Below are 14,181 nucleotides of genomic sequence, written 5' to 3'. Positions count from 1 at the left end.
GAGTGAATCATGAGCAAACTGACCCACCTTGATGAGAAGGGCGAAGCCCGGATGGTCGATGTGACGGAGAAAGCCGTTACCGAACGGGAGGCCCGTGCCGAGGCCACAATCCGAATGCAGCCGGAAACCCTGCGGATGATTATCGAGGGTGAGCATCCCAAAGGGGATGTGCTGGCCACGGCCCGCATTGCCGGCATCATGGCGGCCAAGAAAACCCACGATCTGATCCCCTTGTGCCACGCGCTGAACCTGACCTCCGTCAAAGTTGAGCTGACACCCGGTGAGGATGGAGCGTCAGTATATATTGAGACACGCTGCAAGCTGTCTGGTCAGACTGGCGTGGAGATGGAGGCACTGACTGCGGCGAGCGTGGCCGCGCTTACGCTCTACGATATGTGCAAGGCAGTGGATAAAGGAATGGTGGTCGATAAGGTTCGGCTGCTGGAAAAGAAAGGCGGTCGCTCCGGTCACTGGGTTGCCGGAACTCATGACGGCACTCTTGATGGCACCACACCCGGCACTACGCCCGCTTAGTGCCACCGTGATAGAATGCCAGCCCCATTTGTCAGAACCACGAGGAATTACAGTGGCTGTTCGTTACATTGATACCTGTCGTTTGCCCACTCCCTTCGGCGTCTTCGATATGCACGGTTTCGAAGAACCCGAAACGGGCAAAGAGCATGTGGCCCTGACACTGGGTGATATTGGTTCTGATGAGCCCATGCTGGCGCGCACCCACTCCGAATGCCTGACCGGCGATGCGCTTTATAGCATGCGTTGTGATTGCGGGTATCAGTTGGAAGAAGCGTTGCGCAGCATTGCCCGGGAAGGCCGGGGTATTCTGATGTATCTGCGACAGGAAGGTCGCGGCATTGGTCTGCTGAACAAAATTCGGGCCTACCGCCTGCAAGATCAGGGGGCCGACACGGTCGAGGCCAACGAACAGCTGGGTTTTGGCGCGGATTTGCGGGATTACAGCATGTGTCAGGATATGCTGGAGCATCTGGGTATTCACAGCCTTCGCCTGATGACCAACAATCCGAGAAAGGTTAAGGCACTGGAATCCTACGGTATCCGGATTGTCGAGCGGGTGCCGCTGCATGTAGGGCGAAATCCCCACAACGAGCACTACCTGAACACCAAGCAGAGCAAGCTCGGCCACTGGCTGGACACCCACCAGGACGATGATATCGCCTGAGCCTGATCAAAACCGGTCAGGCCGGTCAGTGACCGGCCTGATTAGCCTTATTTAGCCGCTGCTACCGAGTGGCTGCCCAGGCGCTCAAGCCGACAGGCGATGGCCTCGTGAATGCTGTCTGCATCCAGTCCGCACTCCTTCAGAAGCTCTTCCGGCTTGCCATGGTCAACAAAACGGTCGGGCAAGCCAAGCTGCATCACCGGAAGGGTCACTTCCCTCAGATTCAGAAACTCGGTGACGGCACTGCCAGCCCCGCCGGCCACCGCGTTTTCCTCCAGGGTCACCAGCAAGTCATGCTGCTCTGCCAGTTCCAGTATCAGCGCCTCGTCGAGGGGTTTCACGAAGCGCATGTCAGCGACAGTTGCGTTCAGGCGTTCGGCAGCATGGATTGCCGGGCCCAGCAGCGTACCAAAGTTCAGGATGGCTACCCGGGAGCCGTCGCGCACCCGTCTGCCTTTGCCAAGTTCCAGTGGAGTCAGTTGCGTCTCGATGCTTGCGCCCGGGCCGGTTCCTCTGGGGTAACGAACGGCTGCAGGGCCGTGGTATTGAAGGCCGGTCTGCAGCAACTGACGGGTTTCGTTTTCGTCCGAGGGCGTCATGATGGCCATGTTCGGAATGCACCGGAGGTAGCTGATATCGAAGGCGCCTGCGTGGGTAGGGCCGTCTTCACCCACCAGGCCTGCCCGGTCGATTGCGAACAGCACATCCAGGTCCTGGATGGCGACATCGTGGATCAGTTGGTCGTAGCCCCTTTGAAGAAACGTCGAGTAGATGGCCACTACGGGTTTTGCGCCATCACACGCCAGACCGGCGGCCAGGGTGACGGCGTGTTGCTCGGCAATCGCTACGTCGAAATAGCGCTCGGGAAAACGTTCCGAGAACGCCAGCAGGTCCGACCCCTCGCACATGGCCGGCGTGATGCCGACAACGCGTTCGTCTTGCTCGGCGGCATCGCACAACCATTGGCCAAACACGTTGGCGTACTTGGGGCTGGCGGGTTTTGGCGCCACCGGCTCAGGCTTGTTGGCCGGTACCGGTTCGATCTTGTTAATGGCGTGATAACCGATCGGGTCTGCCTCCGCTGGCGCAAAGCCTTTGCCTTTGGTGGTCACAACGTGGAGGAACTGCGGGCCGTCGAGGTCCCGGATGTTTTCCAGGGTTTCAACCAGCAGTGGCAGGTCGTGGCCATCAATGGGCCCGATGTAGTTGAAGCCAAGTTCCTCAAACAGTGTGCCCGGGGCGATCATGCCTTTGAAATGTTCTTCGGTTTTCTTGGCAAGGGCCATCAGGTGAGGCGTACCTTTGAGCACTTTCTTGCTGCTGTCGCGAACCTGGTTGTAGGTGCGACTGGCCAGAAGTTTGGCAAAGTAGTTGGACAGGCCGCCGACGTTGCGGGAAATCGACATGTCGTTGTCGTTCAGAATCACCAGCATATCAGCGTGTAAATGGCCCGCATGATTCAAGGCTTCGAACGCCATGCCCGCGGTCATGGCGCCATCACCGATGACCGCAATGCTCTTGCGACCGGTGTTTTGCATACGAGCGGCAATGGCCATACCCAGTGCGGCACTGATTGATGTGCTCGAGTGGCCCACCCCAAAGGTGTCGTAAACGCTTTCAGCCCGTTTCGGGAACCCGGCAAGACCGTCTTTGCGCCGGATGGTGCCCATCTGTTCCCGCCGGCCCGTCAGGATTTTGTGGGGATAGGCCTGGTGGCCTACGTCCCAGACCAGTCGGTCTTCCGGAGTGTTGAAGACGTAATGCAGGGCAACCGTTAGCTCCAGTACGCCAAGCCCGGCCCCGAAATGCCCGCCCGTCTGGCCGACGGACCAGAGCAGAAATGCGCGCAATTCCCTGGCCAGTTGTGGCAGATCCTCTGGCGGCAGCCCGCGCAGCTGGGCTGGAACGTCAATCCGGTCCAGAAGGGGCGTGTTGGGCCGCTGTGACGGAATTTCCCTGAAAATATATGTGTCCTGCATCAGTTCGGGTCTTTCTCGAAAATATGAGTTCTCTGGCGGGCATTATAGGGAACAGGCGTGTCTGTTTCATGCTTCCCGGGCCAGATGTTACAAAACGGTGTCTGGTAAAGAGTGCCTAAAGGCGAGTCAGTGGTTTCGGGTAACCACATAATCTGCCATCGCTCGAAGGGGATCGGCTTCCTCACCAAAGCTTTCAAGTGCTTGTTGAGCCTGGTCCAGCAGTAAGTTCAGGTGCTCGCGGGCACCCTCGAGTCCGAGCAGGGCAGGATAGGTCGGCTTGGCTTTGGCGACATCAGACCCCTGGCGTTTCCCAATGGTTTCGGTGTCACCTTCAATGTCCAGCAGGTCATCCTGAACCTGAAACGCCAAGCCTAAAGCGCTGGCGTAGGTCGACAGGTCTTTGAGTTGCTGGGCTGTCACGTCGGGCGCGGTCAGTGCGCCCATCGTTACGCTGGCCTCAATCAGAGCTCCGGTTTTGTGCCGGTGCATGTTTTCAAGTTGCTCCAGGTTCAGCGCAAGCCCTACAGACTCCAGGTCAATCGCCTGGCCTCCGACCATGCCTTTATGACCGCTGGCCTGGGCGAGTTCAGTAATCATTCTGATCCGCTGGCTGTCTGTCAGTGCGGGCGCGCCGGTCAGCAATCGAAATGCCAGAGTCTGCAGCGCATCGCCGGCCAGAATGGCGCTGGCTTCATCAAAGGCAATGTGAGTGGTCGGGCGCCCCCGGCGCAAATCATCATCGTCCATCGCTGGCAGGTCGTCATGAACCAGGGAGTACGCATGAATCAGTTCCAGTGCGCAGGCGGGGGCCAGCGCAGTCGCTTCTTCGCTGCCTACCGCCCGCGCGGCGGCCAGGCACAGGGCGGGGCGGATACGCTTGCCACCGCCCAGTACGCTGTAGCGCATGGCTGCCTGAAGTCGCTCGGAGACAGAGTCTTGGCGGATACTGCGGTCAAGCTCTGCATCAATGCGTTGGCGACACTGATCCAGGTAGCTAATCGCCAGGGAAGTGCGGTCACTCATCAGTTGCTGTCATCCGCAGAGAAGGGGCGGGTTTCCAGGGTTCCATCGCTGTTCTGAACCAGTTGTTCAACCCGCTGCTCTGCCGACTTCAGGGCGCTCTGACATTCGCGTGTCAACTTGATGCCCCGCTCGAAGGCTGCCAGAGACTGTTCCAGAGGCAACTCACCCTGTTCCAGATCCCGCACCAGCTTTTCCAGTTCGTCCAGGGATTTTTCAAAGTCGGCTATCGATGTACTTTCTTTGGCGCCGGCCATGGGCGTCCTCCGGTCCGGTGTGTCAGGAAATGTGCGGATTATATCAGAGTCCCCGAGCTACCGCTGCCAGCTGAACTGTCGTTGTTCCAGAGCGCGGGCGCAGGGCCCCCAGGATTGTTCGGTTACCTGTATTTCCCCCTGGTCTGAGACGGTAATAATCGTCGTTGCGCGGGTGCCATAGTGTTCGCCGTGGATAAAGGGTGACGAGAGGAATCGCTCGGTGTCGATGCCAACCCCGGTGTCTGGCAGGTCTTTATCCGGCGCTGGGGTGCTGTCTGCCAGTAGCGGGATCAACTGGCTGTGGAGTTGTCTGGCATCTCCATGGGCCTGTTCAATACGTTGGCTCACGGCGGACCGTAGGCGCAAGAGTTTGGGCCAGGGTGTTTGCAGGAGGTGATTGCTTAGTCCGAACACGCCCCGGAATAACTGCCGACCTGGGTGGGCATCCCGATTGCTGTAATACCAGCCACCGGTTGCAGACAGAGACACCAGGTTAAACCCTGAGTAGCGCCCTGGCTCGGAGCTCATGCTGCTTGCCAGCTCATTGCGGGCCTGCCCGAGTGCTTTCAGAGGTAACTCCCCCCGACTGCAGCGGCCAGGTTCAGCGCTGCCTTCACGGACATTGGTCACCGCAGCTACCCGGCCATCCGGAGAAACAGCCAGCCAGGTGCCGCCGGACTCAAGGTCGCGCCCGGCGAGCACGTCCTCTCCCTCGTCGGTTCGCCACCAGTCCATGGCTGATGTCGGGCGCCGGAAAAACTCATCCCGGTTAGCGGCGACCACCAGCGGGAACCGGGGGCTTTGGCCGATGGCAAAAACGATTAAGCACATATCCGATAGACTTCCCTGATGATCTGAGGCTGCAGCGATTGGCAACAATGCGTATCATACCAGCCTGATTTCTTCCCGGGGCCTATGAAGATCATGACATTGATTGGCGTAATCGTTTTGTATCTGTTGCTGGGTGCGCTTGCTGGAACCATGGCGGGCCTGTTCGGTATTGGTGGTGGCCTTGTGATCGTGCCGGTGCTGATCTTCAGTTTCGGTTTTATGGGTGTCAGCCCGGAAATTGCTGCGCACCTGGCCATAGGTACCTCGCTGGCAACCATCGTGTTTACGTCCCTCAGTTCGATTCGTACTCATCACCAGCATGGCGCCGTGCGCTGGGACCTTTTCCGGCCGATGACGGGCGGCATCGTGGTGGGCGCATTGATCGGCGCCTGGACGGCCGCGATGATCAGTGGCCCCGTTTTGCAAACCATTATTGGTGTGTTCGCCATTCTGGTAGCGCTCAAGATGATCCTGGAAGTGAACCCGAAGCCGGGCCGTGATGTGCCGGGTACCGCCGGGCTTGGCGTGGCTGGCGGGCTGATCGGTTGGGCCTCGGCTATCTTTGGTATTGGCGGCGGCACCGTATCGGTTCCGTATCTGACCTGGTGCAACGTGCGCATGCAGCAAGCGGTGGCCACTTCTGCGGCCTGTGGTTTACCCATTGCGTTGGCCGGCGCGGCAGGCAATATCTGGACTGGCTGGCAGCATCCGGAACTGCCTGAATTGAGCTTTGGCTTTATCTATTTGCCCGCGTTAATTGGTATTGTTGCGACCAGTGTTATTTTCGCCCGTATCGGCGCCAAGCTGGCGCACCGTCTTGACGGTCGCCTGCTGAAACGGATTTTTGCCATCGTGCTGATTATCGTCGGCCTTCGATTCCTGCTGAGCTGAGAGCCTGTTCATGTTGCAACACCCGCAGTTTGATCCGGTGGCCATTGCTATCGGTCCCCTGAAAATTCATTGGTATGGTCTGACCTACCTGGTCGGATTTGCCGCCGGTTGGTGGTTGGGTTGTATACGCAGCCGCAAACCCTGGTCGCCGCTCTCGGAAGAACAGGTTGGCGATCTTTTGTTTTACCTCGCGCTTGGGGTAATCCTGGGTGGCCGGTTCGGATATGTGGTGTTCTACAACTTCGATGCCTTTATTGCCGATCCGCTCTGGCTGTTTCGTGTTTGGGAAGGCGGCATGGCCTTCCACGGTGGCCTGCTCGGTGTGATGCTCGCGATGTGGTGGTATGGCCGTAAAACCGGTGCCGGTTTCTGGAAGATTGCCGATTTCGTAGCACCGCTGGTGCCGGTTGGGCTGGGGGCAGGTCGAATCGGTAACTTTATCAACGGAGAGTTATGGGGCAAACCCACGGACCTTCCTTGGGGTATGGTGTTTCCCCAGGCGCAAGATGCCCTGGCTCGCCACCCATCACAGCTCTATCAGTTTGCCCTGGAGGGCGTGTTGCTGTTCACCATTCTGTGGTGGTTCTCATCCCGGCCGCGCCCCAAAATGGCAGTGTCAGGTTTGTTCCTGTTGTGTTACGGCGTATTCCGGTTCCTGGTGGAATTCGTGCGCCTGCCAGATGCGCAACTCGGTTACCTGGCGTTCGATTGGGTCACCATGGGGCAGGTGCTCTCGTTGCCGATGATTATTGCAGGCGCAGCCCTGATCGCCTTCGCTTACCGGAGAAACGCTCAATGAAAGCCTATCTTGATCTGATGCAAGACGTTGTCGACAACGGATTCGATAAAGGCGATCGCACCGGCGTTGGAACCCGTTCGGTATTTGGCCGCCAGATCCGCTTCAACCTGCAGGATGGTTTCCCGCTGGTGACGACCAAGAAGGTTCACCTGCGCAGCATCATTTACGAGCTGCTCTGGTTCCTGCGTGGCTCCACCGACAACAACTGGCTGACAGAGCGGAAGGTGTCGATCTGGAACGAATGGGCGCTGGAAAACGGTGACCTCGGGCCGATCTACGGCAAGCAATGGCGCAGCTGGCAGTGCCACGATGGCCGGGTTATTGATCAGATCAGCGAGGTAGTCGATCAGATCCGCAACAAGCCCAATTCCCGCCGCTTGATTGTGTCTGCCTGGAATCCTGCCGAACTTCCGGACGAGTCCATTGGCCCGCAAGATAACGTGCGTGAAGGCCGCATGGCGTTGGCGCCGTGTCACTGCCTGTTCCAGTTCTATGTAATTGACGGCAAGTTATCCTGCCAGTTGTACCAGCGCAGTGCAGACTTGTTCCTGGGCGTACCCTTTAATATTGCTTCCTATGCGCTGCTGACTCACATGATCGCTCAGCAGTGTGATCTGGATGTGGGTGAGTTCGTTCATACCTTTGGCGATTGCCACCTCTACCAGAACCACTTGACCGACGATATCGTATTCGAGCAGCTCAAGCGTGAGCCCCGGCCGTTGCCCAAACTGGTGATCAAGCGCAAACCTGCAAACATCTTCGAATACGAACTGGAAGATTTCGAATTTGAGGGATATGACCCTTGCCCTGGTATCAAGGCGCCCATTGCCATCTGACCTGAAGCTCGCGGTAGCCCGATTATTTGGGGACGGCAAGACGTCGGGTGGGGCTTTCCGAAAAACGCTGTGAATACGTCCGTGTACGCTTGGCTCCGCCATCCATGGCTACGCACATTTTCGGAAAGCCCCACCCGCTTATGCGCTCAGGCTTTGGGTGCTTGAGCGTAAGAAACGCACCGTTGCAGTTGCTGAGCTTTCAGGCTTTTGCGTCACATACTCCTGAGCTATGGTAGCGATGAGTGGAGCATGCTTTTCAAAACTGTGCGGAGCCATGGATGGCGGAGCCCAAGCGTCACATGGATGTGCTTGAGCGTGTTTTGAAAAGCATGCTCCACTCATCGCTGACTCCGAGGACAAGAGATAAACATGAGAAAAGCACTGATTGTTGCGATGGCCCGAAATCGGGTTATTGGCCGGAATAACAAGCTTCCCTGGTACCTGCCTGGAGATCTGCGTTACTTTAAGCAGGCGACTATGGGCAAACCGATCATCATGGGTCGGAAAACCTGGGACTCCATTGGTCGGCCGTTGCCGGGCCGGATGAATGTGGTGATTTCCCGGAACCCGGAATGGCAGGCGCCGGCAGGAACTGTTGCGGCTGAATCATTGCCAGCGGCATTGGTTAAAGCTGAAGCTCAGGCGGAGCTGGAGGGTGGTGACGAGGTGATGATCATTGGTGGAGGGCAGATATACGCCGAAGCACTGCCAATGGTCGACCGGATCTACATCACACAGGTGCATGCAGACGTCGACGGCGATGCTTACTTTCCGGAAGTGAACTGGGACGAGTGGGAAGAGATCGGACGCGAAGATTTCTCCGCGTCCGATAATAATCCTTACGACTACAGCTTTGTAGTCTATCAGCGCAGCCGGCCAGAGTGACCGGCTGCACCGGGGCCTGTTAGCGCGGGGCGCGCTTCGGGCCCTTGCCGGCGGGCTTGCCGCCTGGCTTGCCTTTAGGTGGGCCTTTGCGGGCGCCCGGCTTGCTGTCGTTGCGGAAGCTCTTGTTCGGGCCCCCTTTACGGAAATTGCCTTTGCCTGATGGCGGACCTTTACGGTCGCGGCGCGGTGCAGAGGCGGATACCTCTGGCAGCGCTTCAGGCTGCTCCAGCGGCAACGAATCTGGCTGAGACGCCTCCATCCAGCAGGCCAGAGCGCCGGCTACCATGGTGATGTCCATATCGTTGCGCTCGGCGATGTCGTCCAGCAGGGCGATGGCTTTGGCGGCACGGGGGTCATCGGCGAAGCCGAGCAACTGGGTTTCAAACTGCTCGACACGCATCTGCTGAAGTGCGGCCGGTGACGGCAGTTGGTACGGTTCCATCGGCGAATTGGTGGCGCGCTCCAGCGTGCGCAGCCAGCTGCGCTCACGGGGCGTAACCAGCAGAATCGCTTTACCGGTGCGGCCGGCACGACCGGTACGGCCTACACGGTGAATATACGCCTCGGTATCGTAGGGCACGTCGTAGTTGATGACGTGGGTAATCCGGGGAACGTCCAGGCCGCGGGCGGCAACGTCTGTCGCGATGATGATGTCTTTTTTGCCGCGCTTCAGGTCTTCAACCGTCTGTTCACGCTGGCGCTGGTTCAGATCGCCGCTCAAGGGCGCAACCGCATGGCCGCGGGCAGAAAGCTTCTCCGCCAGCAGGGCGGTTTCAGCCTTGGTGCGCACGAAGATAATCGCCGCGTCAAACGGTTCGACTTCGAGAATGCGGGTCAGGGCATCGAGCTTGCGTTCGGCATAGACCGGCAATACGAACTGGGAAATCCGCTCTACGGTGCGAGTTTCGCTTTCAATGCGGACTTCCGTGGCGTTCTTCAGATAGGTCTGGGCAACTTTTTTGATTTGCGCCGGCATCGTGGCAGAGAACAGGGCGCGCTGACAGTTGGCCGGTGTCTTCGACAGAATGGCCTCAACGTCGTCGATAAAGCCCATACGCAGCATTTCGTCGGCTTCATCCAGTACCAGAGCTCGCAGGTTTTCAAGCCTCAGTGTGCCTTTGCGCAGGTGGTCAAGCATCCGGCCCGGGGTGCCCACGATCACCTGGGCGCCGCGCTTCAGACCGCGGATTTGCGGTGCAAAATCCTGCCCACCGTAAATCGGCAGCACATGGAAGTGCTTGAACTTGCTGGCGTAAGTGGTAAACGCCTCAGCCACCTGAATGGCCAGCTCGCGGGTAGGTGCAAGCACCAGAATCTGGGGCTCTGCAATGCTCGGGTCAATGCGGCTCAGCAGTGGCAGAGCAAAGGCTGCGGTTTTCCCGGTGCCGGTCTGGGCAACGCCTAATAAATGGTTGCCGGCCAATAGGGCGGGAATGGATTGTGCCTGGATAGGCGACGGTGTTTCATAGCCAACAGCGGCAACGGCTTCCAGTACAGCTGGATCCAGCCCCAGTTCGGCAAAAGACAATTCTGACATGAATGTACTCGGTATTCGGAGGATATGACATCGCGGAGGCAATGCATGATTTTCAGGCATTATAGTCGCTTTGGACATGCTTTAACACGTTAAATGCCAAGATTGGAGTAGGTAGTTGCCCGCGCAGGCATCTTGCCAGCGGGCCGGAAGTTGGGCAACCTTCACAGTTTGCAGGCTAACTAACAGGAAAATGTTATGACATTTGATGAACTCCGGAGCGTTGTGCGCCATGGTGGTGAAGCCGTGATGCCAGCAAGTTGGGCGCAGGGCAGGGCGACTTTCGGTGGCCTTGTCGCGGCGCTCGCATTCGATGTGATGGCATCAAAGGTTGAACAAGGCAGAGCCATGCGTGCTCTGCAGGTTTCCTTTGTCGGGCCGGTGGAGCCGGGCGTGCCTGCTGTTTTCGAGGCGGAACTGCTGAGGGAAGGCAAGGCGGTGTCCCAGGTGACCGGCCGTATTCTCCAGAACGGCGAGCCGCGGCTGGTCTGCCTGGCCAGCTTTGGCGGCGATCGTGAGTCTGCAGTGCAAGTGGTACCGGCCCCGGCACCCGAGGCAAGACCCGTAAACGAATGCCAGGAGTTGCCCTACATAAAAGGGGTAACCCCGGAGTTTACCCAGCACATCGAGATGCGCTGGGCCTTCGGTAACATGCCGTTCTCTGGCAAGGGTGGGCGGGAGATGGGTGGCTGGATGCAGTTCCGGGAAGAACCGGAATCCCTGACCGATGCGCATATTGTCGCACTGGTCGACGCTTGGCCGCCGGCGGTATTGCCGCATCTGAAGGGGCCTGCCCCCGCAAGTTCACTGAGTTGGGCTCTGGAAATTGTGCACCCACGCCCTGCGATGGCTCCCGGTGAGTGGCTTCTGTACCGGGCAACGATTGATCAAGCAGGGGCGGGTTATGGCCATACTCATGCCGGTATCTGGACAGCCCGCGGTGAGCTTGTAGCCCTGAGCCGGCAGACGGTAACGGTCTTTGGTTGAGTGGTTGTTGGGCGTCAGGCTGCCATTTCTGCCTTCAGAGCGTCCAGAATCACTCTGGAGAATTCCCGGGGAGAGTCTTCCTGCAGAAAGTGACCTCCCCGCAGAGTGATGTGTGGTTGGCCGAAGGCGCCAGGTATGCGGCGCTGCATATAGCGGTCGCCACCGCGGGTAATCGGGTCACCGTTGCTGAAGCAGGTGATGAACGGCTTGCGCCACTTCTCCAGTATGCGCCAGGCCTCCCGGTTTGCTGCACCTGACGGGTCCTCCAGCGAGGTAGGAACCAATGCGGGGAAGGCGCGTGCACCGGCTTTGAATGCGTCACTCGGGAAGGGTGCTTCGTAGGCCTGAAGTTCGCGGCTGGACAAGGCGCGCTCGGTTCCCAACTGAACGATTCGGCTGATGGGAAACCAGGGGCTGTGGCTGGCAAACGCTTTCCATACTTTAAAGGCCGCCGGAACCCGGGTTTCTCCGGTGGGCAGCATGCCATTGCCTACAATGATGCGGCTAAAGCGCCGGTGATTTTCCGCGGCAAGCCTGAGCCCGAGAAGTGAGCCCCAATTCTGGCAAACCAGCGTCACATCCCACAAATCCAGATCTTCGAGCCAGGATGACAGCCACTGCATGTGGTTGTCGTAGCTGTAGGCGGACAGTTCAGCAGGCTTGTCTGACTTGCCGAAACCGATCAGGTCTGGTGCAAGTACCCGGTGTCCGGCAGCGGCGACCACAGGAATCATGTGCCGGTAAAGGTAGGACCAGGACGGTTCACCGTGAAGCATGACCACAGGGGCGGCCGTCGCTGGACCTTCGTCAACGAAATGCATCCGCAGGTCGGGCTCGACATCCAGGTAGTGTGCTTCGAACGGGTAATCCGGCAGGCCTGCGAAGCGGGCTTCGTCGGTTCTCAGAATACGCATGCCATCGACTGTCCTGACTGATTGGTAGCGCGACCGTCAGTGCGACGATCTTTGAGCCTCAGGATAAATCAGATGGGCGCTCTGTGTGTTTGAGTTGCGTAACAGAGCGTTGTCGGTTTGAATCAGGAAGCGATGTCAAACAGACGCTCGGAATTGGCAACCCCGGCCAGTGCGTCATCGCAGCAGTTTACGGCGCCGCAGTCGTCGGCAGAGCAAAGGCCGATGGTCTGGCAGCTCGGGTCCAGGCTGATGTCGCCTTTATTACGGAAAATGCGGGCGCGCGACAAGATTGAGTGGCAATGTCCGCATAGTAGTGTGGGCACTGCACTCCCTTCTGCCAGAAGGGCAGTATAGGCATTGTTGTGTGTCATAGTTCTCCTCCTGATCCATACACGATAGGGGCGGGATGTGACAATTCAAAGTCGTTGCAGCCTGCCCGTCGTCGGATTTGTCTCAGCAGTTATACTGACCCATCGTCCGGGTCGATCACCGGGCGGCGGTTTGAGCGCTTGTCTTCCCAGTCGAGTTGTTTTGGATCGTACCAGCCGATAGCGTTGAGCACTTTTTCGCGGGTGTAGTTCGACAGGGTGGGCCAAAGCTCCTGGAAATCCTCGAGTCCTTTTTCCCGATGGCGTTGTTGTTTGCTGGTCAGGCGGCTGATAATCCGGGGTAAATGCAGGGCTTCTCCGAGCTGTCCGGGCACAATAACCTCTTGCCCCATCACTTTACGGCGATGGGTGCGGGCGGCCAGCACCTTGCGCAGCTCTATCGCTGCTTCAAGTGCGGTCTCAATGCTGAAGTTTTCTGATGGCAGTGACATAACCCGTTCAATTGTAGGTCAATAACCCAATACTATAACGTGAAGATGGCTACAGTGACCACGCTATCGTGGTAGTCTTTCGATCCCGAATCTTTCCTTGATCAAGGTCTTTCCGGTTATGTACGCAAAACTTGAAACACGGACTTTTCTTGCCATGCTGGTGGGCGTATCGATTGCGTTCATTTTGCTGATGAAACCGTTTTTTGGCCCCATTTTCTGGGCGGTTGCTATTGCCCTTATATTCCACCCCGTTCAGCAAATCCTGCTTCACCGACTTGGCGACAGGCCCAATATCAATGCGTTAATCACGCTGTGTGTGTGCATGGTCATAGTGGTTATTCCTGTTCTGGTGCTGGGTGGGGCGTTGATTGCTGAAGGCATGGGCATTTATCAGAAGATACAAAACGGTGAAATCCGGCCCGGTGAGTATATTGACCAGGTGAATAACTCGTTTCCGGCCATTCAGGCCTTCCTCGCTCAGTTTGATGTCAATTTCAGCGAACTGAGGGACAGGGCTGTCAGCGCGTTTCTGGGCGGTAGTCAGTTTCTCGCCAAGCAGGCCCTGGGCATAGGGCAGAATACTTTTCAGTTCTTCCTGGGTCTGGCACTAATGGTTTACCTGGCTTTCTTTTTGATTCGTGATGGCAGCAAGTTAGTGGATTTGCTAATTCAGGCGTTGCCGCTGGGTGATGAAAGAGAGCGCCTGCTGTTTGCCAAATTTGCTGAGGTAACACGGGCTACCGTTAAGGGAAACCTGCTGATTGCCATCATTCAGGGAGCATTGGGCGGCATTATTTTCTGGATACTCGGCATCACCGGGGCGTTGCTTTGGGGCGTGGTGATGGCGATTGTCTCGTTGCTGCCTGCAGTGGGCGCGGCGATCGTGTGGGTGCCGGTTGCGGTCTACCTGGCGGCCGTCGGCGATTTCGTGCCGGCGATCGTGCTGACGGCCTACGGTGTGGTGGTCATTGGCTTGGCAGACAATATCCTGCGACCGATTCTGGTTGGGCGCGACACCAAGTTGCCGGACTATCTGGTTCTTTTATCTACCCTGGGTGGCATTGCCATGTTTGGGATAAACGGGTTTGTCATGGGCCCCTTGGTGGCCGCCTTGTTTATGGCGTTCTGGGGTATTTTTATACGTGAGTTTGGCCACGTGACCCACGATGAGCCACAACCGCCAGCCCCGGACCACGGCCGGGGCGACTAAAGTATGGTATGGTTTATTGA

At 57.9% G+C, this 14,181-nt stretch carries 16 protein-coding genes; 8 read left to right on the top strand and 8 right to left on the bottom strand.

Going from position 1 to position 14,181, the window contains the following annotated elements:
* Nucleotides 1-9: 9 nt before the first annotated feature.
* Both moaC and ribA read left to right on the top strand, forming a co-directional pair.
* Nucleotides 10-534, top strand: coding sequence for a cyclic pyranopterin monophosphate synthase MoaC (moaC, locus tag QPL95_RS13415; protein ID WP_303291491.1), 525 nt, complete (start codon nucleotides 10-12; stop codon nucleotides 532-534).
* Nucleotides 535-586: 52 nt separating this feature from the next.
* Entirely contained in the window at nucleotides 587-1,198 is a 612-nt protein-coding gene (gene ribA, locus QPL95_RS13410) for a GTP cyclohydrolase II (protein WP_303291490.1), read from the top strand.
* Nucleotides 1,199-1,245: 47 nt separating this feature from the next.
* On the opposite strand, the gene dxs is transcribed toward ribA, so the two are convergent.
* The 4 genes from dxs to QPL95_RS13390 all read right to left on the bottom strand — a co-directional run bounded on the left by dxs (nucleotide 1,246) and on the right by QPL95_RS13390 (nucleotide 5,285).
* Nucleotides 1,246-3,177 (bottom strand): 1-deoxy-D-xylulose-5-phosphate synthase, encoded by a 1,932-nt coding sequence (gene dxs / locus QPL95_RS13405; protein ID WP_303291489.1) that lies wholly within the window; start codon nucleotides 3,175-3,177, stop codon nucleotides 1,246-1,248.
* A 126-nt stretch (nucleotides 3,178-3,303) separates the two neighbouring features.
* On the bottom strand, nucleotides 3,304-4,200 hold the full coding sequence (gene ispA, locus QPL95_RS13400) for a (2E,6E)-farnesyl diphosphate synthase (protein ID WP_303291488.1): 897 nt from the start codon (nucleotides 4,198-4,200) through the stop codon (nucleotides 3,304-3,306).
* Complete coding sequence (locus QPL95_RS13395; protein WP_303291487.1) at nucleotides 4,200-4,454, bottom strand: exodeoxyribonuclease VII small subunit; 255 nt, start codon at nucleotides 4,452-4,454, stop codon at nucleotides 4,200-4,202. Before QPL95_RS13395 ends, ispA begins: the two co-directional genes overlap by 1 nt.
* A gap of 57 nt (nucleotides 4,455-4,511) precedes the next feature.
* Nucleotides 4,512-5,285, bottom strand: coding sequence for an NRDE family protein (locus QPL95_RS13390; protein ID WP_303291486.1), 774 nt, complete (start codon nucleotides 5,283-5,285; stop codon nucleotides 4,512-4,514).
* Nucleotides 5,286-5,378: 93 nt separating this feature from the next.
* On the opposite strand from QPL95_RS13390, the gene QPL95_RS13385 reads away from it, so the two are divergent.
* The 4 genes from QPL95_RS13385 to QPL95_RS13370 all read left to right on the top strand — a co-directional run bounded on the left by QPL95_RS13385 (nucleotide 5,379) and on the right by QPL95_RS13370 (nucleotide 8,696).
* On the top strand, nucleotides 5,379-6,176 hold the full coding sequence (locus QPL95_RS13385) for a sulfite exporter TauE/SafE family protein (RefSeq protein WP_303291533.1): 798 nt from the start codon (nucleotides 5,379-5,381) through the stop codon (nucleotides 6,174-6,176).
* Between the two features lie 10 nt (nucleotides 6,177-6,186).
* The gene (gene lgt / locus QPL95_RS13380) at nucleotides 6,187-6,975 is read left to right on the top strand and encodes a prolipoprotein diacylglyceryl transferase (protein WP_303291485.1); all 789 of its coding nucleotides are present in this window, start codon (nucleotides 6,187-6,189) and stop codon (nucleotides 6,973-6,975) included.
* Nucleotides 6,972-7,811 carry a thymidylate synthase gene (locus tag QPL95_RS13375; protein ID WP_303291484.1) on the top strand — a complete coding sequence of 280 codons (840 nt, stop codon included), beginning with the start codon at nucleotides 6,972-6,974 and terminating at the stop codon, nucleotides 7,809-7,811. Before lgt ends, QPL95_RS13375 begins: the two co-directional genes overlap by 4 nt.
* Nucleotides 7,812-8,180: 369 nt before the next feature.
* Complete coding sequence (locus tag QPL95_RS13370; RefSeq protein ID WP_303291483.1) at nucleotides 8,181-8,696, top strand: dihydrofolate reductase; 516 nt, start codon at nucleotides 8,181-8,183, stop codon at nucleotides 8,694-8,696.
* A gap of 19 nt (nucleotides 8,697-8,715) precedes the next feature.
* Here QPL95_RS13370 and QPL95_RS13365 read toward each other — a convergent pair whose 3' ends face one another.
* Nucleotides 8,716-10,233: a DEAD/DEAH box helicase gene (locus QPL95_RS13365; RefSeq protein WP_303291482.1), complete on the bottom strand. Its 1,518-nt coding sequence runs from the start codon at nucleotides 10,231-10,233 to the stop codon at nucleotides 8,716-8,718.
* Between the two features lie 195 nt (nucleotides 10,234-10,428).
* On the opposite strand from QPL95_RS13365, the gene QPL95_RS13360 reads away from it, so the two are divergent.
* Complete coding sequence (locus QPL95_RS13360; RefSeq protein ID WP_303291481.1) at nucleotides 10,429-11,217, top strand: acyl-CoA thioesterase II; 789 nt, start codon at nucleotides 10,429-10,431, stop codon at nucleotides 11,215-11,217.
* Nucleotides 11,218-11,231: 14 nt separating this feature from the next.
* Here the strand turns inward: QPL95_RS13360 and QPL95_RS13355 are convergent, their stop codons facing one another.
* The 3 genes from QPL95_RS13355 to QPL95_RS13345 form a co-directional block, all read right to left on the bottom strand.
* The gene (locus QPL95_RS13355) at nucleotides 11,232-12,131 is read right to left on the bottom strand and encodes a haloalkane dehalogenase (protein ID WP_303291480.1); all 900 of its coding nucleotides are present in this window, start codon (nucleotides 12,129-12,131) and stop codon (nucleotides 11,232-11,234) included.
* Between the two features lie 122 nt (nucleotides 12,132-12,253).
* Nucleotides 12,254-12,502: a hypothetical protein gene (locus QPL95_RS13350; RefSeq protein ID WP_303291479.1), complete on the bottom strand. Its 249-nt coding sequence runs from the start codon at nucleotides 12,500-12,502 to the stop codon at nucleotides 12,254-12,256.
* 89 nt (nucleotides 12,503-12,591) lie between these two features.
* Nucleotides 12,592-12,951, bottom strand: coding sequence for a hypothetical protein (locus tag QPL95_RS13345; RefSeq protein WP_303291478.1), 360 nt, complete (start codon nucleotides 12,949-12,951; stop codon nucleotides 12,592-12,594).
* Nucleotides 12,952-13,069: 118 nt separating this feature from the next.
* On the opposite strand from QPL95_RS13345, the gene QPL95_RS13340 reads away from it, so the two are divergent.
* Nucleotides 13,070-14,161, top strand: coding sequence for an AI-2E family transporter (locus QPL95_RS13340; RefSeq protein WP_303291477.1), 1,092 nt, complete (start codon nucleotides 13,070-13,072; stop codon nucleotides 14,159-14,161).
* Nucleotides 14,162-14,181 lie beyond the last annotated feature (20 nt).

Origin of the sequence: Marinobacter sp. SS5-14b (assembly GCF_030541005.1) — a bacterium.
GTDB lineage: Bacteria > Pseudomonadota > Gammaproteobacteria > Pseudomonadales > Oleiphilaceae > Marinobacter.
The sequence above is the reverse complement of the archived record's forward strand: the minus strand, read 5'-3'. Positions and strand labels throughout refer to the sequence as shown.

Coding starts and splice junctions, on each gene's coding strand:
- moaC (WP_303291491.1), top strand. CDS start 10: ATGAGCAAACTGACCCACCTTGATGAGAAGGGCGAAGCCCGGATGGTC.
- dxs (WP_303291489.1), bottom strand. CDS start 3,177: ATGCAGGACACATATATTTTCAGGGAAATTCCGTCACAGCGGCCCAAC.
- ispA (WP_303291488.1), bottom strand. CDS start 4,200: ATGAGTGACCGCACTTCCCTGGCGATTAGCTACCTGGATCAGTGTCGC.
- QPL95_RS13395 (WP_303291487.1), bottom strand. CDS start 4,454: ATGGCCGGCGCCAAAGAAAGTACATCGATAGCCGACTTTGAAAAATCC.
- QPL95_RS13390 (WP_303291486.1), bottom strand. CDS start 5,285: ATGTGCTTAATCGTTTTTGCCATCGGCCAAAGCCCCCGGTTCCCGCTG.
- QPL95_RS13385 (WP_303291533.1), top strand. CDS start 5,379: ATGACATTGATTGGCGTAATCGTTTTGTATCTGTTGCTGGGTGCGCTT.
- lgt (WP_303291485.1), top strand. CDS start 6,187: ATGTTGCAACACCCGCAGTTTGATCCGGTGGCCATTGCTATCGGTCCC.
- QPL95_RS13375 (WP_303291484.1), top strand. CDS start 6,972: ATGAAAGCCTATCTTGATCTGATGCAAGACGTTGTCGACAACGGATTC.
- QPL95_RS13370 (WP_303291483.1), top strand. CDS start 8,181: ATGAGAAAAGCACTGATTGTTGCGATGGCCCGAAATCGGGTTATTGGC.
- QPL95_RS13365 (WP_303291482.1), bottom strand. CDS start 10,233: ATGTCAGAATTGTCTTTTGCCGAACTGGGGCTGGATCCAGCTGTACTG.
- QPL95_RS13360 (WP_303291481.1), top strand. CDS start 10,429: ATGACATTTGATGAACTCCGGAGCGTTGTGCGCCATGGTGGTGAAGCC.
- QPL95_RS13355 (WP_303291480.1), bottom strand. CDS start 12,131: ATGCGTATTCTGAGAACCGACGAAGCCCGCTTCGCAGGCCTGCCGGAT.
- QPL95_RS13350 (WP_303291479.1), bottom strand. CDS start 12,502: ATGACACACAACAATGCCTATACTGCCCTTCTGGCAGAAGGGAGTGCA.
- QPL95_RS13345 (WP_303291478.1), bottom strand. CDS start 12,951: ATGTCACTGCCATCAGAAAACTTCAGCATTGAGACCGCACTTGAAGCA.
- QPL95_RS13340 (WP_303291477.1), top strand. CDS start 13,070: ATGTACGCAAAACTTGAAACACGGACTTTTCTTGCCATGCTGGTGGGC.